This is a genomic window from Pseudomonas sp. C2B4 (assembly GCF_013359695.1).
Taxonomy (GTDB): domain Bacteria; phylum Pseudomonadota; class Gammaproteobacteria; order Pseudomonadales; family Pseudomonadaceae; genus Aquipseudomonas.
Genome location: NZ_JABFMU010000004.1, coordinates 165208 through 191352, shown reverse-complemented (window position 1 = coordinate 191352; position 26145 = coordinate 165208). Strand labels below are relative to the sequence as shown.

General features: G+C 59.7%; 20 protein-coding genes and 1 pseudogene. 13 read left to right on the top strand and 8 right to left on the bottom strand.

What is annotated here, in order from left to right; translation table 11 throughout:
• Position 1: 1 nt before the first annotated feature.
• From thiL to HNQ83_RS05080, 6 genes are all read left to right on the top strand, one after another.
• The gene (gene thiL / locus HNQ83_RS05105) at positions 2-967 is read left to right on the top strand and encodes a thiamine-phosphate kinase (RefSeq protein ID WP_175387971.1); all 966 of its coding nucleotides are present in this window, start codon (positions 2-4) and stop codon (positions 965-967) included.
• Positions 964-1467, top strand: coding sequence for a phosphatidylglycerophosphatase A (locus tag HNQ83_RS05100; RefSeq protein WP_137804417.1), 504 nt, complete (start codon positions 964-966; stop codon positions 1465-1467). Before thiL ends, HNQ83_RS05100 begins: the two co-directional genes overlap by 4 nt.
• Before the next feature lie 38 nt (positions 1468-1505).
• The gene (locus tag HNQ83_RS05095; protein ID WP_175387970.1) at positions 1506-2243 is read left to right on the top strand and encodes an ABC transporter substrate-binding protein; all 738 of its coding nucleotides are present in this window, start codon (positions 1506-1508) and stop codon (positions 2241-2243) included.
• Positions 2244-2493: 250 nt separating this feature from the next.
• A complete protein-coding gene (gene ribA / locus HNQ83_RS05090) occupies positions 2494-3111 on the top strand; it encodes a GTP cyclohydrolase II (RefSeq protein ID WP_044465292.1) in 618 nt (205 codons plus the stop codon).
• Positions 3108-3527 (top strand): MFS transporter, encoded by a 420-nt coding sequence (locus HNQ83_RS05085; RefSeq protein WP_175387969.1) that lies wholly within the window; start codon positions 3108-3110, stop codon positions 3525-3527. Before ribA ends, HNQ83_RS05085 begins: the two co-directional genes overlap by 4 nt.
• Positions 3527-4327, top strand: a complete 801-nt coding sequence (locus HNQ83_RS05080) for a cobalamin-binding protein (protein WP_175387968.1) — start codon at positions 3527-3529, stop codon at positions 4325-4327. The genes HNQ83_RS05085 and HNQ83_RS05080 overlap by 1 nt, the downstream gene beginning before the upstream one ends.
• A gap of 120 nt (positions 4328-4447) precedes the next feature.
• Here the strand turns inward: HNQ83_RS05080 and HNQ83_RS05075 are convergent, their stop codons facing one another.
• From HNQ83_RS05075 to HNQ83_RS05060, 4 genes are all read right to left on the bottom strand, one after another.
• Positions 4448-6331, bottom strand: coding sequence for a TonB-dependent receptor domain-containing protein (locus HNQ83_RS05075; RefSeq protein WP_175387967.1), 1884 nt, complete (start codon positions 6329-6331; stop codon positions 4448-4450).
• 155 nt (positions 6332-6486) lie between these two features.
• A complete protein-coding gene (gene dxs / locus HNQ83_RS05070; RefSeq protein WP_175387966.1) occupies positions 6487-8385 on the bottom strand; it encodes a 1-deoxy-D-xylulose-5-phosphate synthase in 1899 nt (632 codons plus the stop codon).
• Between the two features lie 91 nt (positions 8386-8476).
• Positions 8477-9364 (bottom strand): (2E,6E)-farnesyl diphosphate synthase, encoded by an 888-nt coding sequence (ispA, locus tag HNQ83_RS05065; protein WP_175387965.1) that lies wholly within the window; start codon positions 9362-9364, stop codon positions 8477-8479.
• Positions 9361-9603, bottom strand: coding sequence for an exodeoxyribonuclease VII small subunit (locus tag HNQ83_RS05060; RefSeq protein ID WP_007894317.1), 243 nt, complete (start codon positions 9601-9603; stop codon positions 9361-9363). The genes ispA and HNQ83_RS05060 overlap by 4 nt, the downstream gene beginning before the upstream one ends.
• 501 nt (positions 9604-10104) lie before the next feature.
• Between HNQ83_RS05060 and HNQ83_RS05055 the strand changes: the two genes are divergently transcribed.
• The 6 genes from HNQ83_RS05055 to HNQ83_RS05030 are packed head-to-tail and all read left to right on the top strand — an operon-like array spanning position 10105 to position 20278.
• Positions 10105-10893, top strand: coding sequence for a YfaP family protein (locus tag HNQ83_RS05055; RefSeq protein ID WP_175387964.1), 789 nt, complete (start codon positions 10105-10107; stop codon positions 10891-10893).
• 35 nt (positions 10894-10928) lie between these two features.
• Positions 10929-12653, top strand: a complete 1725-nt coding sequence (locus HNQ83_RS05050) for a DUF2138 domain-containing protein (protein ID WP_175387963.1) — start codon at positions 10929-10931, stop codon at positions 12651-12653.
• Entirely contained in the window at positions 12623-13288 is a 666-nt protein-coding gene (locus tag HNQ83_RS05045; protein WP_175387962.1) for a DUF1175 domain-containing protein, read from the top strand. Before HNQ83_RS05050 ends, HNQ83_RS05045 begins: the two co-directional genes overlap by 31 nt.
• On the top strand, positions 13285-17844 hold the full coding sequence (locus HNQ83_RS05040) for an alpha-2-macroglobulin (RefSeq protein WP_175387961.1): 4560 nt from the start codon (positions 13285-13287) through the stop codon (positions 17842-17844). The genes HNQ83_RS05045 and HNQ83_RS05040 overlap by 4 nt, the downstream gene beginning before the upstream one ends.
• Before the next feature lies 1 nt (position 17845).
• Complete coding sequence (locus HNQ83_RS05035) at positions 17846-19465, top strand: DUF2300 domain-containing protein (protein ID WP_175387960.1); 1620 nt, start codon at positions 17846-17848, stop codon at positions 19463-19465.
• 3 nt (positions 19466-19468) lie between these two features.
• The gene (locus tag HNQ83_RS05030; RefSeq protein WP_175387959.1) at positions 19469-20278 is read left to right on the top strand and encodes a YfaP family protein; all 810 of its coding nucleotides are present in this window, start codon (positions 19469-19471) and stop codon (positions 20276-20278) included.
• Between the two features lie 726 nt (positions 20279-21004).
• Here the strand turns inward: HNQ83_RS05030 and HNQ83_RS05025 are convergent.
• The gene (locus HNQ83_RS05025; protein ID WP_175387958.1) at positions 21005-22774 is read right to left on the bottom strand and encodes a colicin-like pore-forming protein; all 1770 of its coding nucleotides are present in this window, start codon (positions 22772-22774) and stop codon (positions 21005-21007) included.
• Positions 22775-23002: 228 nt separating this feature from the next.
• Between HNQ83_RS05025 and HNQ83_RS05020 the strand changes: the two are divergent.
• Positions 23003-23284: pseudogene (locus HNQ83_RS05020) on the top strand (YfaP family protein); the annotation flags it as partial.
• 430 nt (positions 23285-23714) lie between these two features.
• Here the strand turns inward: HNQ83_RS05020 and HNQ83_RS05015 are convergent.
• The 3 genes from HNQ83_RS05015 to HNQ83_RS05005 all read right to left on the bottom strand — a co-directional run bounded on the left by HNQ83_RS05015 (position 23715) and on the right by HNQ83_RS05005 (position 26143).
• Positions 23715-24461, bottom strand: coding sequence for a S24 family peptidase (locus HNQ83_RS05015; RefSeq protein ID WP_175387957.1), 747 nt, complete (start codon positions 24459-24461; stop codon positions 23715-23717).
• A gap of 230 nt (positions 24462-24691) precedes the next feature.
• Entirely contained in the window at positions 24692-25219 is a 528-nt protein-coding gene (gene ppa, locus HNQ83_RS05010; RefSeq protein WP_007933577.1) for an inorganic diphosphatase, read from the bottom strand.
• 111 nt (positions 25220-25330) lie between these two features.
• Positions 25331-26143 carry a zinc-dependent peptidase gene (locus HNQ83_RS05005; RefSeq protein WP_175387956.1) on the bottom strand — a complete coding sequence of 271 codons (813 nt, stop codon included), beginning with the start codon at positions 26141-26143 and terminating at the stop codon, positions 25331-25333.
• Positions 26144-26145 lie beyond the last annotated feature (2 nt).

The window sequence follows — 26145 nt, the reverse complement described above, 5'->3', positions numbered from 1 at the left end:
CATGGGCGAGTTTGAGCTGATCCGCAATTTCTTCGCCGCCGCGCCCTGTGCGCAGGGCGGCGAAGGCGTTGCCCTCGGGATCGGCGATGACTGCGCCTTGCTGGCCGTTCCCCCTGGGGAGCAGTTGGCGATTTCCACCGACACCCTCGTGGCCGGTGTGCATTTCGCAGATCCCTGCGATCCGTTTCTGCTCGGTCAGCGTTCGCTGGCCGTTGCGGTCAGCGACCTGGCCGCCATGGGCGCCACGCCCGTTGCCTTTACCCTTGCCCTGACCTTGCCGACGGTGACCACCGATTGGCTGCAGGCCTATGCCCGTGGATTGAACCTCATGGCCCAACGCTGCGGCGTGGCGCTGGTGGGCGGCGATACCACCCGGGGGCCGCTGAGCCTGACCATGACGGTGTTCGGTCGGGTGCCGGGTGGGTTGGCATTGACCCGCAGCGGCGCACAACCGGGCGACCTGCTGTGCGTGGGCGGCGAGTTGGGCAATGCGGCCGGGGCCTTGCCGCTGGTGCTGGGCGAGCGCAGTGCTGACGCGGTCATCGCCGACCCGCTGCTGGCGCACTACTGGTCGCCGCAACCGCAGCTGGGGCTGGGCATGGCGTTGCGTGGCAAGGCCACTTCGGCGCTGGATATCTCCGATGGCCTGCTCGCGGATTGCGGGCACATCGCCCTGGCGTCGAAAGTCGCCCTTGTGGTCGAACGCGAGCGGTTGCCGCTGTCGGCGGCACTGCTCGCGTTCCTCGGGCAGTCGGGCGCGCAAAGTGCCGCCCTCAGTGGCGGTGACGATTACGTCCTGGCCTTCACCCTACCGTCCGTCGAGTTGCCGGCATTACTGGCCGACGGCTGGCCGATCCATGTGGTCGGGCGCGTGGTGAACGGGCAGGGCGTGACGCTGCTGGACGCCGATGGACAAGACATCACCCCGCCAATCCGGGGTTATCAACATTTTCGGGAGACACCGTGACAGATCACCCCAAACAGGTCCCGGCGGAATTCGTGCCGCCTTCGGTCTGGCGCAACCCATGGCATTTCCTGGCGTTCGGCTTCGGCTCGGGCACCTTGCCAAAGGCACCGGGCACCTGGGGGTCGTTGGTTGCGCTACCCTTTATTCCGTTATGGCAAATGTTGCCCGATTGGGGCTATTGGCTGATGCTGGGCATCACCATGCTGTTCGGCTTCTGGCTGTGCGGCAAAGTGGCCGATGATTTGCGTGTGCACGACCACGAAGGCATCGTCTGGGACGAGATGGTCGGGATGTGGATCACCCTGTGGCTGGTGCCGGAAGGTTGGCAATGGCTGCTGGCGGGTTTTCTGATGTTCCGCTTCTTCGATATTCTCAAGCCGTGGCCGATTCGCTGGATCGACCGGCATGTACATGGCGGCGTCGGGATCATGCTCGATGACGTCCTGGCCGGGGTGTTTGCCTGGTTGGCAATGCAGGGATTGGTATGGATTTTCGCCTGACCGGAGTGGTCATGAGGCGATAAGCAGGAGAACTAGGGATGGCTCGACGCGGGTTGATGGTGCTGGTGTTCGCCTTGTTTTGCTCACTCGCCCACGCCGGGGAGTCGGCAACGACACCGTCCGTGATTCACCTGGCCAGCGAAGAATGGGAAGACTACACCGCTGCCGACGGTCACGGGTTGGGTTGGGACGTACTGCGGCAGGTCTTCGAACCGGCTGGGGTCAAGCTGGACATCCGCACCGAGCCCTACCTGCGTTCAATGGGCCTGGCCGAGCGCGGCGAAGTGGACGCCTGCGTCGGGTCCTATCGCGACGAGTCCAGCGAGCTGCTCTATCCGCACTGGAATTTCGACACCGATCACATTTATGCCTTGGGGCTGGCCAGCAGTCCGGTGCCGACCCCGGAAACCCTGGGCAACTATCGATTGGCCTGGGTCCGCGGCTACGATTACCAGGACTACCTGCCCAATGTACGCCGCTACGACGAAGTGATCCGGCGCACCGGCATCGTCTCGATGCTCACCCACAACCGCGCTGACTTCTACATCGATGCGCTGACCGAGGTCGATTACGTCCTCAATCGGGCCAAGGATCCATCCCAGTTGCGTCGCACCCATATCGCCGAATTACCCTTGTATCTGTGTTTCGCCAAGACACCCCAGGCCCGCACGCTGATGGCGCTGTTTGACCAGCGCATGGAACAACTGGTGAAAAGCGGCGAGTTGAAACCAATCTTCGAGCGTTGGAAGCAGCCGTATCCGTTTGACGAGAACTGATCGCGGATTTTATGGCCGGTGTTTGCCCCTGTGGGAGCGAGCCTGCTCGCGAAGACGGTATATCTGCCGACATTTTCCTCGACTGGAAGTCCGCTTTCGCGAGCAGGCTCGCTCCCACAAGGGGCTGCGGCAGCCCGGTTATCAAACTTTTTGATGGTTATGCTCGATAATTCAGCCTAAGCGTCGGCTGGAACGTGCTGTTACAATGCCGCCCAGCGAATCTTCAGTCTTTTGGATCAGGAGCACACCGGTGCCTGTCGTTTTTGTCGCCGCTTCCAAGCTGCCAACGCCTTTTGCGCAATTCACCATGCACGGCTTTCTCGATGAAGCGACCGGCCGCGAGCACGTTGTGCTGAGCCTGGGTGAGATCGCCGACGGTGCCCCGGTACTCGGCCGGTTGCACTCCGAGTGCCTGACCGGCGATGCCTTGTTCAGCCAGCGTTGTGACTGCGGCTCGCAGCTGGAAGCCGCGTTGCAGGCCATCGCCCGTGAAGGCCGTGGCGTGTTGCTGTACCTGCGCCAGGAAGGCCGTGGCATTGGCCTGCTGAACAAGATCCGCGCCTATGAGTTGCAGGACGGCGGTGCCGATACCGTTGAAGCCAACGAGCGTCTGGGCTTTGCCGCCGACCAGCGTGACTACGCCATGTGCCTGCCGATGCTGGAGCACCTGGGTGTGAAATCCCTGCGTCTGATGACCAACAACCCGCGCAAGGTCAAGGCCTTGACCGACATGGGCATCGTGGTTGCCGAGCGCGTGCCGCTGCACACTGGCCATAACCCGCACAACAAACTGTATCTGGCGACCAAGGCCAGCAAACTCGACCACATGATGGGCAACGAACATCAGGGCGAGGTAGACCGGGCGTGACCCGTGGTCAGGTGAGGCGGCGACTGTCCGTCAACTGGTGGCAATACCTGGCCCTCGCCCTGTTGCCGCTGTTCGTGATCAACGGTGTGTTCGGCCAGGGCGAAGCCATTCTGCCGGTGCTGGCGATGCCGTTGTTCATTGCCGGTGTGGCCTCGATGTTTGTCAGCCTGAAATTTTTTGGCGGCTACAAACATGCGCTGATTGCCACCCAGAAAGCCCTCGACACCCCTGAAGAACCCGCTGCGTGGATCAGCCTGACGGCCAAGCGGCGCACGGCGTTCCTCGCCGCCGGCCTGCCGGCGTGGATCGGTGCATTGGCGGTGTTTGTCGGCCTCGAAGCGGTGCCGCTGATACTGCTGGCGCTGTCGACCACGGTGCTGTTCTACCTCTACCGTATTCCGCGTCAACTCGGTTGATGCGTCCTGTCTGGCTGGCATGTTGGCTGCTGGCCTTCAGTGGTTCGGCAGCTGCCGTCGAACGGGTGGTCAGCCTTGCGCCGTCGCTCTCGGAAATCGTCGTCGAACTGGGTTCAGCCGACCTGCTGGTGGGTGTGCTGGATGCCGGCGAACGTCCTGCCGAACTAAAGAACCTGCCTTCCGTTGGCCGCTATGGCCAGCTAGACATGGAGCGGCTACTGAGCCTGAAACCCGATTTGCTGCTGCTCTGGCCAGGTAGCGTCGGCCCGGCCCAGCGAGAGCAGCTCAAGCGCTTGAACATCCCCACGTTCGTCGCCGAACCGCACACCTTTGCACAACTCACCGAACAGATCGAAGCGATTGCCACGCAACTCGGGCGATCTGAGCGTGGGGCTGCATTGGCCGACGGTATGCGTCAGCGGCTGGCGGAGTTGCGTCAGCGCTATCGTCGGGATCAGCCTATACGGGTGTTTTATCAGGTCTGGGATCGGCCGCTGTACACCGTGGGCGGTGGGCAGATCATCAGCGATGCGCTTGATGTCTGCGGGGCCCGGAACGTGTTTGCGGACCTGACGCTGCCGGCGCCGCAAGTCAGCGTGGAAGCGGTGTTGCAGCGCAATCCCGAGGTGATCCTGGCGGGGGATCAGGCGCAACTGGACGCGTGGGAAGCGTGGCCGCAGGTGACGGCGGTGATGAACGGGCAATTGTTGTTAGTGACGGATAAAGGCCTGGAGCGGCCGAGCGCGCAGATGATCGAGGCGACCGCCAAACTGTGCCATTTGATCGCGCCCGACCGCTGAGACCGAGGTGCCCCCTTCGCGAGCAGGCCCGCTCCCACAGTGGATCGGTGGTCAATGCATAACCCTTGTGGGAGCGAGCCTGCTCGCGAAGAGGTCAGTCCCATCACTGACAAATTCGGATCAGATCTCCGGCGTCCACGTCACCCCGAACATCCACGCCCGACCTTCCTCGCGATACCCATACTGACTGCCTTCATGGCTGTACAGTACCCGGCTGTAACCCTTGTCCAGCAGGTTATCCACCTTCAACTCCAGCTTGATCTCGCGATTGAGCTCCCAACTGCTGCGTAATCCGAGCAAGGCATAGCCGCCCAATGGCTGTTGATTGTTCAAGTCGTCATAGCTGCTGCTGACAGCCTGCCAACTGGCGCCGAGGCCGAGCCGGTCGAACTGCCGGTCCAGGTCCCAGCTCAAGGTGCGCCGCGCGCGGCGGGCCAGGGTATGACCGGTGTCGCGGTCCCGTGGGTCGATGATCGCCACGCCCAGATTGCTCTGCCAGCCAAACAGTTCCTGCTTCAGCGCCGCTTCAAAACCGTTGATTCGCGCCGAGGCAACGTTTTCCGGGCGTGAGTTGCTGCCGAAGATGATCGCGTCTTTCAGGTCCGTTCGGTACAGCGAAGCTTCCAGGCGACTGTCCTCGGTCAATTGGCTGCGCCATTGCAGTTCATAGCTTTTAGAGGTTTCGGGCTTGAGGTCGGGATTGCTGAAGTCCGGGTAATACAGGTCGTTGAAGGTCGGTGCGCGGAAACCTTCGCTGTAGGTCAGCAGCACGTCGTTGTCCGGGTTCAGCGGCAGGGTAAAGGTCCCGCTCCAGCTGTTCTGGCCGCCGAATTGCTGGTTCTGGTCGCGGCGCAGGCCCAGTTCGGTGGAGAAACTGTCGGTTCGGTAGCGATGCTGAATGAACGCCGCACGGTTCCAGCGGCTGTCTTCATCGAATGCCGTGCTGCTGTTGACCCGGTCTTCATACCAGTCGCCGCCGAGGATCAGGCTGTTGCGCTCATCAAGTGTCAGGTCGTTCTGCCAGCTCACGGAATCGCGGTAGGTGTTGAACACGCTGCGTTCATCGCTGAGCTTGTCGAAGGTCTTCTCGCGGTTTTCGCTGTGGCCGAATTCGATGCGGGTTTTCCAGATGTCGTTCACCCGCGCATCGACGTAGCTGCTGACACTGCTGACGTCGAATTCGCTGTAGGGCTGCTGCTGGACCGACTCGAACGTGTCCAGGTTGAAGCGGCCGAACGGGTTGTCGAATTCGCTTTTGCCACGGTTATCCAGCAGGTTAACGCCTAGTTCGATGTCGTCGCTGAGGGCATGGCTGAGGCTCAGGCTGAACGACTGGTTGCGGTACGCGTCATGGTCGCCATCGCTGGGATAGGACTCATGGGTGCGGTTGATCCCGGCGGTTTCATCGAGGCTGGCCCCGAGGTTGAAGCGGGTTTTTTCATCACCGCCGGACAGGCCGATGCTGCGCTCCCAGGTCTGGTTGCTGCCCATACCTACGTGTAGTTGCGGGCGCAACCCGGGCTCGCTTCCACGGCGGGTGAAGATCTGGATCACGCCACCAATCGCGTCGCTGCCGTAAATGACCGAGCGAGAGCCGCGCAGCACTTCCACGCGCTCGACCTGTTCGATGTTGATGTGCTGCAGGTTGCTGTCGCCGGAGGTCGAGTTGCCGATCCGCTGGCCGTCCACCAGCACCAGGCTTTGTGCCGATTGCGTCCCCCGAATGTAGACCCCCGGCAAACTGCCGCGCCCGCCGGTTTGCGCAATTTGCACGCCTGGTACGCGCCGCAGCAGATCAGTGACGCTGCTCGGTTGCAGCCGATCAATGTCTTCGCGGGTGAACACGGTGTTGGCGGCACTGCTGTCGTTGCGTGCTTCGACCTGGCGGTTGGCGCTGATCAGTACGTCGGGCAGCTTCAGGGCTTGATCGCGCTCGAAGGTATCGGCCAGCAGCGGGCCGGCTGGCAGCAGGCTCAGCGTCAGGGCGAGGGGGGAGAGTTTCATCGGCAGTCCGTGGGTACTTTGAAGCGAACACAATTTGATTGGCACAAAAACCAATGTGGGAGCGAGCCTGCTCGCGAAGGCGGCGTGTCAGTCAACATCCAAATTGACTGTCAGGCCGCTTTCGCGAGCAGGCTCGCTCCCACAGGGTTTTGCGTTTAGATGTTGAGCAGTTGCAGGCGTTCGCGAATCGACGCTTCGATCCCGGCCTCGTCCAGCCCACACTCCGCCAGCATCTGCGCAGGCTTGGCGTGCTCGACGTAGATATCCGGCAACCCCAGGTGCAGCACCGACTTGAGGATGTTTTCCCGGGCCAGGAACTCGCTGACCGCGCCGCCGGCACCGCCCATGATCGCGTTTTCTTCGACGGTCACCAGCAGCTCGTGGCTGGCGGCGATTTCACGCACCAGCGCTTCATCGAGGGGTTTGACGAAACGCATGTCGACCACAGTGGCATCCAGGGTCTCGGCGACTTTCAGCGCCTCGGCCAGTTGCACGCCGAACACCAGCAGGGCCACTTTGCTGCCCTGGCGGCGAACCACGCCTTTGCCGATTTCGATCGGTTCGAGGTCTTTCTCGATGGTCGCGTTCGGGCCGTTGCCACGTGGGTAACGCACTGCCGCCGGGCCTTCGTACAAATGACCGGTGGTGAGCATTTTGCGCAGTTCGTTTTCGTCGCTCGGCGTCATCACCAGCATGCCGGGAATGCAGCGCAGGAACGACAGGTCGAAGCTGCCGGCATGCGTCGGGCCGTCTTCACCCACCAGGCCCGCGCGATCGATGGCGAACAGCACGTCGAGGTTTTGCACGGCCACATCGTGAACCAGCTGATCGTAACCGCGCTGCAGGAACGTCGAGTAGATCGCCACCACCGGTTTTGCGCCTTCGCAGGCCATGCCGGCAGCGAGGGTCACGGCGTGTTGCTCGGCAATCGCCACGTCGAAGTAGCGCTGCGGGAAGCGTTCGCTGAAGGCCACCAGGTCGGAGCCTTCCTTCATGGCTGGCGTGATGCCCACCAGGCGCGGATCGACCGCCGCCATGTCGCACAACCATTCGCCGAACACGCCGGAGTATTTCGGCCCGCTGGCCTTTTTCGGCGCGGCGGCCGGAGCGTTCAGCGGTTCGAGCTTGGTGATGGCGTGGTAACCGATCGGGTCGACTTCCGCCGGGGCGAAGCCTTTGCCTTTCTTGGTGACGACGTGCAGGAACTGCGGGCCCTTCAGATCGCGCATGTTGCGCAGGGTGGCGATCAGGGTCGGCAGGTCATGGCCATCGATCGGGCCGATGTAGTTCCAGCCCAGTTCTTCGAACAGGGTGCCGGGTACGAGCATGCCTTTTGCGTATTCTTCGGTGCGTCGGGCGATTTCCCAGGCGCCGGGCAGGCGCGACAGCACTTTCTTGCTGCCTTCGCGCATGCTCGCGTAGGTGCGGCTGGAAAGGATCTTCGCCAGATAGTTCGACAGGCCGCCGACGTTGCGCGAGATCGACATGTCGTTGTCGTTGAGGATCACCAGCATGTTGGCGTCCACTTCCGGCGCATGGTTCAGCGCCTCGAACGCCATGCCCGCGGTCAGGGCGCCGTCGCCGATCACCGCAATCGCCTTGCGATCGCTGTTCTGCAGGCGGGCGGCAATGGCCATGCCTAGCGCGGCGCTGATCGAAGTGCTGGAGTGGCCGACGCCAAAGGTGTCGTATTCGCTCTCGGACCGGCGCGGGAACGCGGCAATGCCGTCCTTCTGGCGCAGGGTGCCCATGCGGTCGCGACGACCGGTGAGGATCTTGTGTGGATAGGCCTGATGACCCACGTCCCACACCAGCCGGTCGTCCGGGGTGTCGAACACGTAATGCAGCGCGATGGTCAGCTCGATCACGCCCAGGCCGGCACCGAAATGCCCACCGGTCTGACCGACCGTGTAGAGCAATTCCAGGCGCAACTCATCGGCCAGGGTTTCCAGCTCGGCTTCGCCTAACCGGCGCAGGCCGTCCGGCGTGTTCGCGCGGTCCAGCAGGGGCGTGGTCGGGCGCTTGCGGGGAATCTCATGAAACGTCGTGGGCATCAGGCGAATCGTTATAGGTATAAAAGATGCGGCAGTTTACCTGATGCATCGGTCCCTGCCCACGCGTTGGTCTTTTTTGGCGGATTCGCCGTCAGCTACGGCGTTCGACGATATAACGGGCCAGGTCGCGCAAGGGCTCGGCGGACGCGTCAAACGGTCGCAGTGCGTGCAGGGCCTGATCGCGCAGCTCCAGGGCATAGGACTTGGCAGCGTCCAGGCCGAGCAGGGCCGGGTAGGTCGGCTTGTCGCGGGCAATGTCGGCGCCCTGGCGTTTGCCCAGGGTTTCGGTATCGCTTTCGACGTCGAGAATGTCGTCCTGGACCTGGAACGCCAGGCCGATGGCCTGTGCATAAGTCTGCAGGGATTTCAGTTCGTCCTTCTCGGCACGGCCACTGGCCAGGGCGCCGAGTTTGACGCTGACTTCGATCAGGGCGCCGGTCTTGTGCCGGTGCATGTATTCGAGGGCTTTCTGATCGAGTTTCAGACCGACCGAGCCGAGGTCGATGGCCTGGCCGCCGACCATGCCCGCCGGGCCTGCCGCCAATGCCAGGGCGCTGACCATTTGCAGGCGAATCTCGGCGTCGGCGTTGCTCAGGCGCGGGTCGAGCAGGGCGCTGAACGCCAGGCTCTGCAAACCGTCGCCAGCGAGGATCGCGCAGGCTTCATCGAATTTCTTGTGGGTGGTTGGCTGGCCGCGACGCAGGTCGTCGTCGTCCATGGCTGGCAAATCGTCGTGCACCAGGGAGTAGGCGTGGATCAACTCCACCGCACAGGCGGCGCCGTTGGCTTGCTCGGCCTTGCCGCCCAGCGCTTCGCATGCGGCGTAGGCCAACAGTGGGCGTACGCGTTTGCCACCGTTCATCACGCTGTAGCGCATGGCTTCGTACAGGCGCGCCAGTTCAGGGCCTGGCGCGGTGAACAGGGTTTCCAATGCCGCGTTGACGCGGGCCTGGCTGGTCGCCGAATACGCTGCAATCATTCTGGTTGATCCGCGTCGAAGGGTTCCTCGGCCAACTCGCCATCACGCTCGAGCAGCACCTGAACCTTTTGCTCGGCCTGGGCCAGCGCCGCCTGGCAATCGCGGGTCAGCCCGATACCTTGCTCGAAAGCGGTCAGCGAGTCTTCCAGCGACAATTCACCGTTCTCCAGACGCTCCACCAGCGTTTGCAGGTCAGCGAGAGACTGTTCGAAATCCAGTGCAGCTTTTTTGCGGGCCATGGCGGCGATTTCCGGTTGACGTTAAACCGGCGCGACACTAGCAGATAGGGGGTTTATGGGCAAATGAGCGGGGTGTTTCGGCCAAGTTTTGCAAGGCGCAACCGGACCTGTGGCAAAGGGCCTTGGCCGCGGTCCCCTGTAGGAGCAAGCTTGCTCGCGATGGTGGTCAACGATAACGCGCAAAATCTGATGCGCTGCGGCGTCCTCAGGTTTTTCGCGAGCAGGCTCGCTCCTACAGGAAATAGTCGAACTCTACGCATGAGTTATTCGGCTCATTTCGTGAGCCGAATAGGGTCGCTATTCGGCTCACCGTCCACCCACAACCGTGATTCGCGCCGCATTGTAGGGTTGATCTGATTGTTAGGTTCCGGGCGAACGTCTAACCTTCGCGCCATTGACGACCCGCTCTTCACGGTTTTTTCAGACGAAACGCAGTATCCGCATCTGTAACGCGCCGAGGATCAGGCGCAAGGTTTCGTCATGCATGGCAGGAGGCGTCACATGCGCTCATTTCTTTTGCTGCTGATCGGACTGGCCTGTGCACCGGCCCTGGCCGCGCCGAGTGGCGAGTTGTCGGAACCGGTGGGTGGCTGGCGCTTCAACGGGCTGCTGGACCGCACGGAGAATCCGCGAGTCGCCTATCCCACGCCACCGATTGACCGGGGCGTGCAGCGCAATCGCACGATGATCGAAGGTCAGCTCAAGGCCATCGGCACGCAACGCGGCCCCCACACCCTGGCCGTTAATGGCAATCCACTGAACCTCTACACCGACGATCAGGGGCGTTTCGCCCGGCCCTATGCGTTCGGTGCCGGTTCCAACAGCGTCGAAGTGCGCAGCGCCGAAGGCCAGTCGCTCAAGCGCGTTCAATTCTATGAAGCCAACAACCTGCGTACGCCCGCGCGGATTCGTGTGGTGCTGGGTTGGGATGACCCCAAGGCCGAACTCGATCTGCACATCATTACCCCCGACGGCCAACATGCGTTCTGGGCGCGCCCGGCGATGAGCAACGGCGGCGGCCTCGACCCGGACGGCGTCGACGGCCCCGGCCCGGAGATGTTCACCATGACCGCGCCGCTGCATGGCACCTATCTGGTTTACGTCAACTATTGGGGCAACTTCGGCAGCGGCGGCTATAACTTCGATGAGGCCAGCAACCAGAACGAGGTGATCACCTCGCAGATCAATCTGGTGCTCAACGAAAACACCGTCGACGAGAAACGCGAGACCTTCATCGTGCCCTTGCGCGCCATCGGCGACCTGCTGCTGGTCAAGACTTTCAACTATTAAGCATCCCGCACCACGGATGAATTGGGTTTGTATTCATGAGCGATAGCACTGATTTACCGGCAGCAGCCCCGGCCGCCGAAACACCGGGCGTCAAACCGTCGCGCCGCTGGCCGGTCTTTGTGGTCGGGGCGTGCCTGGTCGCGGGCGTGGCTGCTGGCATGGGTTGGTTGATGCACAAAAGCACGGCCCCGGCGCCGCAACTGGCGGCTGAAAAGCTCGGCATGAGCCGCCCTGATGGTTTGCTGGAAACCCGGTCCCTGAGCCAGTTGCCCAAGGACCTGCTGGCAGTGCCGTTCCTCAGGGCAACCCTGACCGAAGATTTCGTCTTCTATTACGAAACCCATGCCGATCGTCTCGGTTTGATCGGCAGTCTGCGGCGAATCATTTACGAGCACGACCTGAAGTTGCAGGACACGCTGATCGAGCAACTGTTCGATCAGCCGGCCGACATCGCGTTGTGGCGCGGAGCGGATGGGCGACTCCGGGATTTCCTGCTGGTGATGGATCGCGGCGGGCTGGCCAAGGTGCTGGAGCCACTGGCGAAAGTGGCGCTGGATGATTCGCAGCTGAGCAAGATCGCTGACGTGAAAGTCGGCGCCGACGATGTGGCGCTTTATCAACTCACCTACAACGCCGGCAAGGCGCTGCTGTTCGCCTCCCATGGCGACAAACTGGTGGTGCTGTCGAATCCGACCAAACTCTACGACCCGCAAAGCGGCGTGACGCAAGCGTCGGGCAGCGTCTCGACCCAAGCCATTGCCGCGTTGCTCAATGGCGACAAGCTGTTCCCTGAAACCTTCGGCCTGGAACCCCGAGCGCCGGAGGTCAAGCAGCGGCTGTCGGTCAATGCCAGTGTGCTGGCCATGGGGTATCAGCGCTTTATCCCCAATTTCGCCGGCCTGCGTTTCGACATGGACGACAAGGGCTGGCACAGCTTCCTCGCCATGGACGAATTGGAGAACCAGCCGGATTTCGATTTCAAACCGATCTGGCAAGCCATGCCCATGGGCGCCAGCGCCTGCGTGGCCCTGCCGCTGGCTGCCGAACAGCAGAAACCCTTGTTGGTGAAACTCGGCGCTGAAGAGCCCGTGGCCCAGGCGCTGACCGGGCACATGGCCGGTGCGGCGGGCCTGTGCTGGTACGCCGATTCGCGGTTATACACGCCGTTGCTGGTGGCCAGCCTGAATGACAAGGACAGCGCCAAACTCGACGGCGACCTTGGCCAGCTGTTCGGTTCGATGGTTGGCGCCTACGAAGGCAACGTCGAAGAGCATGCGTTCCCGGTGGTGGAGAAGCACGAGGGCCAGACTCATCAGTGGCAGCGCCAGGTCAGCTCCAACTTCGGCCCGTACCCGGCCAAGGAGGCCGAGCAACCCGACGCGATCACCGGCAAGGCCTTCATGCGCGTGAGCCTGGCGCGCCATGGTTCGACGCTGCTGTTTTCCCTCGATGACAAACTGGTGGACAAGGCGCTCGGCACCCTCGACAAACGCTTCCCGCCGATGGCCGATGTGGTGCCGAAAGACGTACTGATGCCGATCTATTTCGGCCCCGATTCCATGGCGCAGCTGATGCAACGGGAAACCCTCGACAGCCTGCCCCAGGACATGGAGCCGGTGTTCTACAACGCCGCACAAACCTACCTGATCCCGAAACTGCGCACCCTCGGCGGTTACGGCAAGTACGCCCTGACCTTGCCCGAAGGCAGTGAGCCTGACGGTCACTGGCAATGGTTGCCATTGGAGTGGAAAGCGCTGTGAGCGGATTGATTCGAAGCCTCGGCCTGCTGGCGTTGCTGCTGAGCCCGGGGGCCGGAGCCGTCGAGACACCGGCCCTGGATGTACAGCAATCCCAGGTCTTCCGCGCCTGGTTCGTGCGCATTGCCCAGGAACAACTGAGCCAGGGCCCGAGCCCCCGCTGGTATCAGCAGGACTGTGCCGGGCTGGTGCGTTTCGCCGCCAACGAAGCGCTGAAGGTCCATGACGAGAAATGGCTGCGCAGTAACGGTTTGTCCAATCGCTACCTCCCTCCGGAACTGCAACTGAGCGATGCCCAGCGCGGCCTCGCCCAGCAATGGCAACAGGGCAGCGGCAAGGTCGGGCCGTACGTCAACGCAATCAAACTGATTCAGTTCAACAGCCAACTGGTTGGCCGTGATGTCGCCCAGGCAAGACCCGGTGACCTGATGTTTTTCGACCAGGGCGATGACCAGCACCTGATGATCTGGATGGGCCGCTACATCGCCTATCACACCGGCACCACCACCCCCACTGACAACGGCATGCGTTCGGCAAGCCTGCAACAACTCATGACATGGAAGGACACCCGATGGATACCCGATGCAGCCAACCCCAACTTCATCGGCGTTTATCGACTGAATTTTCTCTCCCAATGATCGGTGCCCGCATGCTGCGTTTTCTGCCCCTGTTGTTGGTCCTGGTGTTGCCTTTTGCGGCGGTGAAGGCCGAAGACACCGTGGAGCCGAGCGGCTACACGCCAGTGTCCGGTGAAAGCTTTTTTCTGCTGGCCGACAGCAGTTTCGCCAGCGACGAGCAGGCGATGGTCCGCCTCGAAGCGCCCGGCCGCGACTACCGCCGGTTTCGCATGGAACCTTATGGTGGCGCCGATATTCGCGTGTATCGGATCGACAAGCCGCTGGACTTTCTCAAGCGCCAGAAGAACCTGCATCGTGTGGTCAGTGACGGCCAGTTCAAGGGCGAAGGTCTGTCCAACACCCTGGCTTACCTGTGGGACAACTGGTACCGGAAATCCCGTCGCGTGATGCAGCGGGCGTTTTCCTACGAGTCGCGTAAACAAGTCACCGAAGAAGTGCCGGAACTGAAGATCGGCGCCGCCATGACCGCGCCAACGCCCTACGACGCGCAGCCGCAATTTGCGTTGATTCCGGGCCTGCCGGTGGTCAGTCAATTCCGCTATCCGCTGTGGGAGGCCAAGCCGATCCAGCCGCCGCCAGGGGTGAACCTGGCCGGGTCTTCCAGTGAGTTCGTCAGCGTCGCGCCAGGTAACGTTTACATCCCGTTGGGCAACCTGAAGCCGGGTCTCTATCTAGTCGAAGCGCTGATCGGCAAGTACCGCGCGACCACCATGGTCTTTGTCTCCAACACCGTCGCGGTGAGCAAGATTGCCGGCGATGAATTGCTGGTGTGGGCCGCCCGCAAACACGAGGGCAGTTCGGTGCCCAAGGTCAATGTGTTGTGGACCGATGGCCTGGGCGTGATGAGCAGCGGCGCCACCGATGCCGAGGGTTTGCTGCGGCTGAAACACGTCAGCCCCGAGCGTTCGTTCGTGATCGGCGAGGACGAGGAGGGCGGCGTTTTCGTCTCGGAAAACTTCTACTACGACAGCGAAATCTACGACACCAAGCTCTATGCGTTTACCGACCGGCCGCTGTATCGACCAGGGGATTGGGTGTCGCTGAAAATCGTCGGGCGCGAGTTCAAGAATGCCCGGGATTCGGTACAGCCCGCCGCAGCGGACGTCAATGTGACGGTGCTGGATGCGACCGGTACGGCGCTGCAAAGCCTGGACTTGAAGCTCGATTCGAAGGCCGGCACCCAAGGCCGATTCCAGTTGCCCGACAACGCGGTGGCCGGTGGTTATGAATTGCGTTTCAACTACAAGGATCAGGCCTACAGCAGCGCCTTCCGCGTGGCCGAATACATCAAGCCGCACTTCGAGATTTCGCTGAACCTGGCCAAGCAGGATTACCGCACCGGTGAGCCGGTCAAAGGCAATCTGGTGCTGCTGTACCCGGATGGTAAACCGGTGGCCAACGCCAAATTGAGTCTGAGCCTGCGCGCCCAGCAACTGTCGATGGTCGATAACGAACTGCAATACCTCGGGCAATTCCCGGTGGAACTGACCAGCACCGAACTGACCACCGATGCCAAGGGCAACGCCACCCTCGACCTGCCGGCCGCGGAGAAACCGAGTCGCTACATGCTCACTGTGTTTGCCAGCGATGGCGCGGCGTATCGGGTCAAGACCACCAAGGAAATCCTCATTGATCGCGGTGCGGCCAATTTCCGCTTGAGCGCACCGCAGCGTTTCAGTGCGGTGGGGGACAAGGTTGCGTTCAGCTATGCCAATGAAAGCGAGCAAGCCGCAACGGTCGCGCCGAGCAGCTACGGTTGGGTGCGCCTGGAAGACCAAAGCACCGGCGAAGGCAAACTGACGGCGACCGATAAAGGCTTCACATTGGCCTTCGACCGACCGGGCACTTACAACCTGACGCTCAGGGATGACCATGGCCGAACCCTCGGCGCCACCGGCCATTCCGTCACCGGCGACGGCGTCAAAGCCGTGCCCGGCACCGTGGAAATCGTCCTCGACAAACCCGAGTACAAGGCGGGCGATGAAGCGCTGGCGCTGATCACCTTCCCCGAACCGGTCAGCGATGCACTGCTGTCGCTGGAACGCGACAAGGTCGAGGCCACTGCGCTGCTGTCCAAGGGCGGCGACTGGCTGAAGATGGAAAAACTCAGCGACACCCAATACCGCGCACGCATCCCGGTGAAGGACAGCTTCACGCCGAACCTGACGTTCTCGGTGCTGTACACCAAGGGTGGCCAATACAGTTTCCAGAACGCCGGCATCAAGGTGGTCATGCCGCAGATCGACGTCGCTATCGCGACCGACAAGGACACCTATCAACCCGGCGATACGGTCTCCGTGGATCTGACGACGCAGTTCGCCGGCAAGCCAATCCCGGCGCATTTGACGGTCAGCGTGGTCGACGAAATGGTCTACGCGCTGCAACCGGAAGTGGCGCCGACCATCGACCAGTTTTTCTACCATCCACGGCGCAACAACGTGCGTACCAGCGCCAGCCTGTCGTTCATCAGCTACGACGTCGCGCTGCCGGGTAGCCCAGGCGCGCCGGGCAAGGCCAACCGTAGCGAGCGCGGGGTGAAAGTGCTGGAGCGGCCACGTCGTGAAGACGTTGACACTGCTGCATGGCAACCGGAGCTGGTGACCGATGCCAACGGCAAGACCCGTTTCACCTTCAAAATGCCCGACTCCCTGACCCGCTGGCGCATCACCGCCCGGGCCATCGCCGATGACGGTCAGGTCGGGCAGAAGAAGCAGTTCGTGCGCTCGGAAAAACCGCTGTACCTGAAGTGGAGCGGACCAAGTAAATTCCGTGCAAACGATAAACCTGACCTGGGTGTGTTTGCCTTCAATCAGGCGGAAGGCCAAGTCAAAGCTGAGCTAGTGATTCACTACGCGGGCAGCGAGCAGCGAATTCCGGTCACCCTGAACAGCGGCATCAATTACATCCCGCTGCCGGTTTTCGCGCTGAGCAATGGCGAGTGGACCGCCGAACTGGTGCAGGACGGCAAGACCGCCGATGCCCTGGCGGTTCGCTTGAGTGCGACCGGTGATGGCTGGCAGGTCACGCAGAGCCAAAGCCTGGACGTCGCCAGTGGTGACACGCCGCTGAGTTTGCCGGCGGACGCCACGGACATACGCCTGCGTCTGGATGACAGCCCGCAAGCGCTGTTCCGTTCGGCGCTCGATGATCTGCTGAGTTACCCCTATGGCGGCGTCGAACAGACCGCCAGTCGTTTGCTGCCGCTGAGCATCGCCTATCCTGCGCTGTCGTCGAACCCGCAGATCCGCGATCGACTGCGCCTGATCATGCAGAACAGCCGCTTGCGCCTGGTGCAAATGGCCGGGCCGTCGGCGAGCTTCACCTGGTGGGGCATGGATGGCGAGCCCGATGCATTCCTCACCGCGTACGCCTATTACGCCGACTGGCACGCCAGCAAAGTGCTGGAGCTGAACCTGCCGCCGGAGCATTGGCTGCGGGTGCTGGAGGTCTACGCCAAGCAGGCGAAAAACACGCCACCGTTGCAGCGAGCGCTGATCCTGTCGTTCGCCAGACAAATGCAATTGCCGGTGAACTCCTTGCTCAGCGGCTTGATGGACGATCTGGCGAAATCGGGCGAGGGTACGGCCGCGAACATGCTGGATGCGGATGACGACAGCCTTGTGATGAGCGATCCGGATTCTGCGCTCGGTTTGGCGGCTGCCCGGGTGTTGACGGCTTCGCTGGCAAAGCAATCGAAGGTCGCTCTGCCGGACGCGTTCAACCGGCAACTGGCCGATGCGCAGCAGCGATTGGCAGTCAGCTCCGAGCCGTTTGCCGAAGCGTTGGACCTGTCGCTGCAACCCTTCGATCAGGCCCGCGCTCAATCGTTGCTCCAGCGTTTGCTGCCACAGCAATCGACCCTGGAGCGGGCGCTGGCATTGACCTGGCTGCAACGCAGCATCGAACAGGCTTCGCCGACCATCGCACTGGCGCCGGGGGAGGGCTGGAAGAAAAAGTACGGTGATACAGGTGAGGTGTATTGGGCTTGGCAGGGGGCTTCTCCCGTGCCTGCGATGTTGTCGTTGAGCGGTACTCAAGAGCGTCCTCTGCGTGCTGCGCTGAGTTACCAGACCCGGCAGCCTGCGGTGGATCCGATGGCCGTGACCGTCACCCGACGCCTGTCGCGACTGGTGCCGGGTGACGAAGCGTTTACCTTCAAGCTCGAACCGGTCGGAACCACGCCGTTGTCCAGTGACAGCCTGTTCCTGGATGAAGTGATCCTCACCAGCAAGGCTGCCAAACCGTTGCGCTTCGGTCTGCTCGAAGTGCCGCTGCCGCCGGGTGCCGATGTCGAGCGCACCACCTGGGGTATCAAACTCATGGGCAAGCCCGGCACCGAACCGACGGCGCTGGAAAAGGCCCGGTTCGAGCCGGGGCAACTGGCCTACGCGGTGCCGGTGGATGCGCTGAGCGGGGAATTGCGCCTGCGGCATTTGGTGCGTTTTTCGCAGAAGGGGCAGTTCAGTTTGCCGCCGGTGCGATTCACCCAGATGTATGCGCCGCAGCATCAGGCTCAGGAGCAGAAACCGGCGCTTGGTCAGGTTACGGTTCACTGACATGCTGCGGCCTTGGCTCTGGTTGCTGCTGTGTTTGATTCCTGCGCTGACCGTGGCGCAGGACGAACCTTTGCGTCTGGCGTCCAAGGGCGAATTGTTGTCGTTGAACAGGACTCAGCTGCTGACGCGCGAGCCGTTGCCCAATACCTTGCAAACGCCGTTGGGCAGTGTGTGGAAGCTGTTTGTGTACGGCTGGCTGGTGGATACCGGCGCACATGAACCGGCATATGAATGTCGCGGACAATCGAAAGAGGAAGTGTATTGCTGCACGGCAGGAGGCAGGGTCGAGCGGGATCAGGCCTTGGTCAAATCCTGCGGCTTGTATTTCGAGCCGGCGCGACTGGGCATTTCCGGCGCGGACTGGCGAGCGTATTGGCAAGCGCGACAGGCACCGGAGTGGCTGCTGAACTTGCCGTCATTGCAGCCCGCCACCCGGGTTTCGGTCGCGGAGTTGTTGCGTATGCTGGCGGTGATGCCGGCGCAGGAACAGGCGCGGCGAGTGCTACTCGATGTGGTCTTGAATGCCGCTGACGGCAACGTCGTCGGCGAACTCGGCAGCCGCTTGCGGGTGAAAACCTGGAGCTGGCTGGGGGATCAGGACGCGGCGTCGCGTCAGGGTGGATTCGCGGGCTGGACGGTGGACGGTACGCCGATCTGGAGCGGTGGGCGCGGGACCAGTCAGCGTGTCTTGCGTGATTACGCAGCGGCGTTATCGGCGGTCGTACCTGTTGCGTGGCCTGCTGATGCGGGGCGTTGTGTCGAAGTCAGCCTGTTCTCCCGCTACCCGCTAAAACGAGTACTTTCAGACAGCAACGAGGTGCCCTCGGGGCCGTTGCGAGGTGACTATCGCGTTGAATTCGCCAATGGCAACCAGCTAGATATCCACAGCGACGGCGAGCTGTTTTTGCTCAAAGACAAGCTCGTCGCGCGCCTTGATCGCGAAGAATACGTCGCTCGCGTGCTCCAGCGCGAAGCCACACCCGAGCCTGTCGAAGCCGCCAAAGCCCTGGCCGTGGCCATCCGCACCTATTTGCTGCAAAACGCCACGCGCCATGGCGACTGCCTGAGCATCGACGACAGCAGCCAGCGCCAGCGGGTCGCCCCTCGTCCGGCCAGCTTTGATGCTCGCAACATCGCTGCATGGACCGCTGATCTGGTGCTGGCCGGCAGCCCCGTGACCTACCATTCCGATCAGCCCGGCCCGGACAAACTGTCCTGGCAGCAAGCCGTCGAACAGGCCCGCGCCGGACAACGCTATGACGCCATCCTGCTGCACGCGTATCCACGCGCCAGCCTCAGTCGTTGGGACAATCCGGTCGCTTCCTGCGAAGCACTGCCCGCCGCACAGGACTGGCTGCAAAAACAACGACGCGGCTGGCGCCCGAAGCTGGAAAGCGAAATCGGCTACAACGAAGTCAGCACCTTCGCCGTCTGCCGCCTGACGTTTGGCCGTCCCTACGTCGACCGCGAACGCCAGCGCATCTACGTGCGTGGCGTCCTCTCGCTGCAGGACCGCCTCGACCTGACCCACGAATACCTGCACCTGGCCTTCGAAGCACATCCCAATGGCCAGGATGAAACCTACATCGAAGGGCTCGCCCGCCACCTTTTGCTGGAATAGACCATGACACTTCGTTTTCCACAGGTCTTGCTGTTGCTTTGTTCGTTGTCGGTTTTACCGCTGGCGATGGCGCAAGGCGTCAAACTCGACACCCCCGCTGGCGGCTGGCGAACCGGTGCGCCTGAAGGTGAGGGCGAGCGCTTCCGCCAGACCGTCAACTACCCGGCTTCCTCGGTTAACACGCCAGCAGGGCAGGCCAACACCGCACGCATCAGTGGCCAGATCAAAGCCACGCCCAAGAACAACGAGCCCGGTCGACTGATCGTCAACGGCGTCAGCATGCCGCTGAAAATCGACTCCGCCGGCCGCTTCGACCGCCCGTTCTCATTCCCCAATGGCAGCAACAGCGTCGAAGTCCGCAGTCCCGACGGCCAGCATCGCCAGCGTACGCAGTTCCTCAACGCCAGTGGCGGCGCGACACCCGCCAAATTGCGCGTATTGCTGGCCTGGGACAGCGACGGCACGGACCTCGACCTCCACCTCATCACCCCCGACGGCGCCCACATCTGGTACGGCGACCGCGCCGTGCCCAACGGCGCGGCACTCGATGTCGACGTCACCACCGGCTACGGCCCGGAAATCTTCGCCATGCCCGCGCCGATCAAGGGGCAGTACCTGGTGTATGTGAATTACTTCGGCGGTGGCTACCGCAATGATGAAGAAGGGCAGGAGGATGCGGTGCAACCGTTGACCACCGCGCAGGTGACGGTGATTACCGAAGAGGGGACGCCGAGCGAGAAGATGGAAACGTTTGTGGTGCCGATGCGGGCGGTGGGGGAGTTGACGTTAGTTAAGGGGTTTAGTTATCCGTGATTTGGTATTGTTTACATTATTAGTTGTTGGTTCATGAGGCAGTTATTTTTTGTATGATATCAAATGAACATGCTGCTCTTTATGATTTATTATCGTGCTGATCGAATTTTTTGGATTATGTATGCAGGGGAGTATCTGAATATCAGATAATTCATGACTGTTAAAACGTAGATTGCGTACAAAAGGCCTGCTGAATATAAAGCGTAAGTTATTTTATATGCTCCAAGGATCGCATAGCGCCTCCTTGCGTGGGCTAAATCGGTGTCGTCGAAATATAAAATGAATACGATGAAAGATGATAATGCAATAAATCCTGGCAGCAAAAAAATGAGTTTTTTTTCAGAGTGTCTAGGAAAGTTTATTCGTTCAAAGGATGAGTGTTTCAGTGTCTTGTAGGTGAATATTATGGAGAATACAGGGGCAGTTAAACATATGTAGTTGGTAATGAATTTCGATGTTAAAGGGAAATTCGATGACCACGCACCAACCTTTCCGAAAAGGTTTTGGTCGATTATTCTTTCTATAGAGTGTAGTAATTGAGTGTCTGCGTTGTTGGGGATAAAATAGATGGATAAAAAAATTGGAATCCAGGTGATTGTCATGAATAAATATGGTATTTCCATTTTTTTAAATTTTATACCAAGTTTTTCCATGTGGCCCTCTATGAGCTAAAGCCCTCAGCACCTATGCAGTGCTGAGGATGTTGATCAGCTATTGGTCAAGCATCTAACTGGTTTTCAGGTTTGCTTCTGAAAAGTTTATTAAATATTTATTTATTTCGTCAACTGTCTCTGAGTCGAAGTAGGAAGCTGCACTGGCTATTATTAATGCGGCGATAGGGACGCTTAATAGAACAGGTGAACCGATTGTCGCGAAGAACCCAGCAAGTAGAATTCCTGCAGCGTAAGCGGCCAAGGCTCCGGCTGCTATTGCTTCAATCTCTAACCCCAGCGGTTTCCAATCTCCCGTTTGAATACCGATGATGGTTTTTTCGCGAATCGCCTCTGCCTGAACAATTTTTCCAGTGACACCAAATGCCTTTCCCAATCGCTTTGCATTATCCGCGAAGGTTGCTTTATCTAGCGCATTCAAAGCATCGACTACAGCTTGAGTGTCTTTTGCGTTAAGCTTTAAATTAGGGTTGGAATTGATTTTTTCAAAGGAGGCCAATGCTTCATCGTAGCTTCTGATCTTCTTCCCCGAAATATTGGTTTGCAGATCTTGAGCAACTTTACTCAGCTCGGCCCCGTATTTTTCGAGAATGTGCTTGTTAGTATCTGCCAAGAAACTTACTGCCTCTTTATAGACCGATTCCTCGGCTCGGGCTTCTTCTTCGGCAGCAATTCGGGCCTGCTCCGCGGCAACTCTTCTAGCCTCAGCCTCAGTTACAAGTCGAATTTGCTCCAGCGAATTTTCTGCCTCTTTAGCTCGCGCGATTAGCTCTCCAAAAGCGCTTGCTGCAGCGGCCAAATGCCGCACTGATTCCGAGTGAAGTAGGGATGCGTGGTAATCATTCCATCGCTTGCCCAAGTTGGTGTTAGCCTGTAAGTGAACAAGGCTTTTAATAGATTCAAGTTCAGGTTTGCTTAATGGTAGTTGTATATTTGGGTTGGCCGTTGCATAGGTGCCAACTGCTGCCTGGTTTTGAACGATTAAATTGTCTATTACTGCTTTGTACTTTTCTAGCGACTGAGAGTGAGTGAGTCCTTCTACTGAACCTGTTGCTGCAGCGATTTCTGCTTGAAGAAAGTGTGGGAGTAACTGGATACGAATATCTTTTTCAGTATTCGTTGCATAGAGTCTTTCCGCTAACCAACTCGACATCTGTGCCGGCTCGGCTTGTGACCCGGTTTCAGCTTGGCTCAGGCTTTTCGCCAGACCGGCAAGGTGACTGGCCAGAATGTTATTTTCTAGCGAGAGTCGTTTGAGTTCCAGGGCAGAGCGGTATGCTCGGTCGATTGCGGCATAGGCTCCCAGTAAATCCGGCGGTACCGAATTCACTCCATCAACTACTTTTCGGAAAGGCAGATCTTTCATTAGAAAAAATGGATTTTGCCCATAAAGTGAATGCGCAGTCTCGATTTGAGACTGATACTCTTGCTCCTTTAGACGTATAGTATTGATAGTTGTTGTTTGATCTGTTTTTGCGTTGTCTATTTGATTGAGTTGCTGGCCTGATTTAGCGCCTTGCTTTCTTTGTTCGATTTCATTGCTAACTGTGATTGTTATTCTGTTAAAAATTTCTTGATATTCATCATCGATAATTGATTGGTTAGCACGATGCTCTCCTATGAAGTCATCCCATATGTAAGGTGTAAGGGGGTCAAGCTTATCCTTGCTTGGGGTACGTCCCCGATGGTCTTCAGTGTTGATATAGAGACCCTGGCTCCCATTGAATGTTGGTAGTCTGAGAGCTCTAATGGGAACTGGACCTATTTCATAAGAGTTTGGGCCTGTTTTTATATGAGGTCCTAAATATCTACCTGCGCCAGACATACAAATATCCTTTTAAGTATTTTCTATTGCGACGGTGGATCAACCAAAACTAAGAATTCTGATCTAGCCCTGCTTCTGTGATGTCGTGAGTGGGGGTGGCCGTGAATGCTTGAATTCGGAAGTAGTACGAAAATCAAGCGGGCTAACTGTGCAGTCACGCAGACTTAAATGCTACATGCAATTAGTAACTATTCGTGATTGCGGTTTCGATTTGCACGCGGTCGCACCCATGGCGCGGCACTGGATGTCGACGTCACCACCGGCTACGGCCCGGAAATTTTCGCCATGCCGGCACCGATCAAAGGGCAGTATCTGGTGTATGTGAATTATTTCGGCGGTGGTTATCGCAGTGATTAAGAAGGGCAGGAGGATGCTGTACAACCGCTGACCACCGCGCAGGTGACGGTGATTACTGAGGAGGGAACGCCGAGCGAGAAGATGGAGACGTTTGTGGTGCCGATGCGGGCGGTGGGGGAGTTGACGCTGGTTAAGGCGTTTAGTTATCCGTGAGGCTCAAGTAAATTCTGCGAAGCGTCTGGACGCGGTTGCGTCCCAACTTTTTTCAGGCATTAAAAAGCCGGCTTGTGGCCGGCTTCTCGGGGACTGGCTTGGATCATTTTTGGTAAACCGCGCCAGCCTTCAAAACGTACACCCGGATCTTGCGTCCGGCTGTGGGACTCGGCGAGAAAGTCATCTGCCTTGTCGGTGCGATCGGAGCCGCGGGGCGGGTCGATGCGCAAATGTGGGGCGCAGCATACTGATTTTTTGGGGAAATTCCCAGCTTGGCGTGTGGGATAGAGCGTTTGGATTGCTCAGGTGTGGCTCAAGGATTGGTGTTTTCTGGTGAATGTCCTATCGCATTCGCGGGCAAGCCGCGCTCCCACAGGTATTGCAGGAGCTTGTGGGAGCGTGGCTTGCCCGCGATGACCTTCCCCCGATTTCACAAAAACGGCACCGGCGGCCTGCGTTTGTTCAGTGTCGACCACCAGAACACCCAGCCCAATACCCTGATGTTCTGCTCTTCGATTTGCGCGGGCCTGAAGATTTCATCCGGGTAGTCTGCGCGGTTATGGCTGCGTAATCGCAGCGCGTTCCCCGGCATTCGATGCAGGTATTTGATTCGCAGCATGCCGTCGTGTTCGATGGCATAGATCTCGCCGTCCACAATCTGGGTCAGGCCACGGTCGATGGCCAGAGTCGAGCCGTCTTCTATGCGCTCAGCCATGCTGTTGCCGATCATGTGGGCGCAGATGGCGTCTGCATGGTTGATTTCCAGGGAGTCCAGGTGGCTGCGTGGCAGTCGGATGGATTGGCCAGGGTCTTCGATGACGTGGGTTTTGCTGGAGCCGGGGGCGGTGGCGAATTCCTTGTAGAGGGGGAGTTCGACGTCGGTGGGTTCAATGACCGTGTAGACGCCGCGAATCGCTTGGGCGTCGAAGATGTTGCCGGATTCGTCGTGCAGGCGCAGGTGCGTGGCGTCTTTCGGGCCATTGCCTGTTTTCAGCCATTCACTGTTGACGGACAGTTTTCTGGCGACTTCTTCCATGCAGTGGGCGGGCACACCACGGGTGTACCAATTGTGGACATTTTGCGGGGCCGTGTTCAGGAATTCGGCAAACCCGGTTGTCGTGATATTGGCTAATCCAAGGAGTGCTTTGAAGCGAGGGCCGCTAGTGTTCTTTTTCATAAACGCGAGTCTACTGGCGCGGCATAAGGCTTTGAATAAACGACGCGTTCAAATTTCGAGGGAAATTTACGACGGGATGTAAGACGTGTTTGAGGATTTTTAAACAAAAAAACACCAAAGCCAGTCCTCTTAAACAAGGCGTTTAACTGGTGCTTTTCGAGCGCCCACAAAAAACCCCGGATCACCGGGGTTTTTCTTGAAGCGTGTCGCTAGAAGCTTTTAGCGGCTTCTTAGCCTTTATAGGCAGCAACCGACTTGGTGATTGCAGCGCGGGCGGCGTCTGCGCCGTCCCAGCCTTCGATCTTCACCCATTTGCCTTTTTCGAGATCTTTGTAGTTCGCGAAGAAGTGCTCGATCTGCTGGATCAGCAGGGCTGGCAGGTCGGTGTATTCCTTCACATCGACGTACAGCTGGGACAGCTTGTCGTGTGGAACAGCGATGACTTTGGCATCGCCGCCGCCGTCGTCGGTCATGTTCAGGATGCCGACCGGACGGGCGCGGATCACGGAGCCTGGGGCAACCGGGTAAGGGGTTACGACCAGCACGTCCAGGGGATCACCGTCGTCAGCCAGGGTGTTCGGGATGTAACCGTAGTTGGCCGGGTAGAACATTGGGGTGGCCATGAAACGGTCAACGAACAGGCAATCGCTGTCTTTGTCGATTTCGTACTTGATCGGCGCGTGGTTGGCCGGAATCTCGATCGCGACGTAGATGTCGTTCGGCAGGTCTTTGCCAGCCGGAATCTTGCTGTAGCTCATTGGGCGTTGCCCCCGTAGTTGACCAAAAACACTTGGCCGGATTGACCAAAAAGTGGCGGCGATTATAGGCATATTCCTACGCCTGCGCCATGTACCAGAAGTCGTAGGACCTCAGTCGTGTGCCTGATAGACAGGGTCGTCGGCGAGAAGTTGCCTGAGCCTCGCCAGCGGGTCCTGGCGATAGAACAGCTTCAGCTGCTCATACACCTGTGGATAAGCCTCGTGCAGCAAATCCGGGGCGCTGAAGAAATATTCGCTGGTGACGGCAAAGAACTCTGCAGGATTTTCCGCGGCATAGGGGTCGATGGCTGTCTCGGCGTCCGGATTGCGCTCCAGTTGCCGGTCGAGGTCGTCATAGGCCTCTTGCATGACCCTGGCCCAATCGCTGACCCGCATATCGGCGTGCAGCGGCGGCAAGCCGTTGGCGTTGCCGTTGAGCATGTCGAGTTTGTGCGCCAGTTCGTGGATCACCAGGTTGTAGCCCTCCCAGCTACCGCTGGCCATCACGCCAGGCCACGCAAGGATGACCGGTCCCTGCTGCCAGGCTTCGCCGCTGTGCTCGCCGTCCCATTCGTGCTCGACACCACTGGCGTCACGATGGCGCTGAGGGCTGAGGAAGTCGTCGGGGTAGAGAATGATTTCGTGAAAGCCCTGGTACCAGTTCAGATCGCCCAGGTGGAGCAGCGGCAGTTGCGCCTGGGCGGCGAGCAACAGGCGTTGTTCCTGATGCAAGTCGACACCGGGCAGGGTGGTCAGGTGCTTGTCCTGCAGGAACAGCACGCAGGCTTCGCGCAGCCACTGGTCTTCGGCGGCGCTGATACCGTCAAGGAATCTCAGATGGTGTCGCACCCGTTGCCACATGTCGTCGGCAATCGGGTGTCTGGCCAAGGTGCGCCGGCGTCGCCAGGCGCTCAGGGACCACATCG

What these genes read in the sequence shown, in the direction of transcription:
- thiL (WP_175387971.1), top strand. Translation starts at nt 2, where the DNA reads ATGGGCGAGTTTGAGCTGATCCGCAATTTCTTCGCCGCCGCGCCCTGT.
- HNQ83_RS05095 (WP_175387970.1), top strand. Translation starts at nt 1,506, where the DNA reads ATGGCTCGACGCGGGTTGATGGTGCTGGTGTTCGCCTTGTTTTGCTCA.
- HNQ83_RS05080 (WP_175387968.1), top strand. Translation starts at nt 3,527, where the DNA reads ATGCGTCCTGTCTGGCTGGCATGTTGGCTGCTGGCCTTCAGTGGTTCG.
- HNQ83_RS05075 (WP_175387967.1), bottom strand. Translation starts at nt 6,331, where the DNA reads ATGAAACTCTCCCCCCTCGCCCTGACGCTGAGCCTGCTGCCAGCCGGC.
- dxs (WP_175387966.1), bottom strand. Translation starts at nt 8,385, where the DNA reads ATGCCCACGACGTTTCATGAGATTCCCCGCAAGCGCCCGACCACGCCC.
- ispA (WP_175387965.1), bottom strand. Translation starts at nt 9,364, where the DNA reads ATGATTGCAGCGTATTCGGCGACCAGCCAGGCCCGCGTCAACGCGGCA.
- HNQ83_RS05060 (WP_007894317.1), bottom strand. Translation starts at nt 9,603, where the DNA reads ATGGCCCGCAAAAAAGCTGCACTGGATTTCGAACAGTCTCTCGCTGAC.
- HNQ83_RS05055 (WP_175387964.1), top strand. Translation starts at nt 10,105, where the DNA reads ATGCGCTCATTTCTTTTGCTGCTGATCGGACTGGCCTGTGCACCGGCC.
- HNQ83_RS05050 (WP_175387963.1), top strand. Translation starts at nt 10,929, where the DNA reads ATGAGCGATAGCACTGATTTACCGGCAGCAGCCCCGGCCGCCGAAACA.
- HNQ83_RS05045 (WP_175387962.1), top strand. Translation starts at nt 12,623, where the DNA reads ATGGTTGCCATTGGAGTGGAAAGCGCTGTGAGCGGATTGATTCGAAGC.
- HNQ83_RS05040 (WP_175387961.1), top strand. Translation starts at nt 13,285, where the DNA reads ATGATCGGTGCCCGCATGCTGCGTTTTCTGCCCCTGTTGTTGGTCCTG.
- HNQ83_RS05035 (WP_175387960.1), top strand. Translation starts at nt 17,846, where the DNA reads ATGCTGCGGCCTTGGCTCTGGTTGCTGCTGTGTTTGATTCCTGCGCTG.
- HNQ83_RS05030 (WP_175387959.1), top strand. Translation starts at nt 19,469, where the DNA reads ATGACACTTCGTTTTCCACAGGTCTTGCTGTTGCTTTGTTCGTTGTCG.
- HNQ83_RS05025 (WP_175387958.1), bottom strand. Translation starts at nt 22,774, where the DNA reads ATGTCTGGCGCAGGTAGATATTTAGGACCTCATATAAAAACAGGCCCA.
- HNQ83_RS05015 (WP_175387957.1), bottom strand. Translation starts at nt 24,461, where the DNA reads ATGAAAAAGAACACTAGCGGCCCTCGCTTCAAAGCACTCCTTGGATTA.
- ppa (WP_007933577.1), bottom strand. Translation starts at nt 25,219, where the DNA reads ATGAGCTACAGCAAGATTCCGGCTGGCAAAGACCTGCCGAACGACATC.
- HNQ83_RS05005 (WP_175387956.1), bottom strand. Translation starts at nt 26,143, where the DNA reads ATGTGGTCCCTGAGCGCCTGGCGACGCCGGCGCACCTTGGCCAGACAC.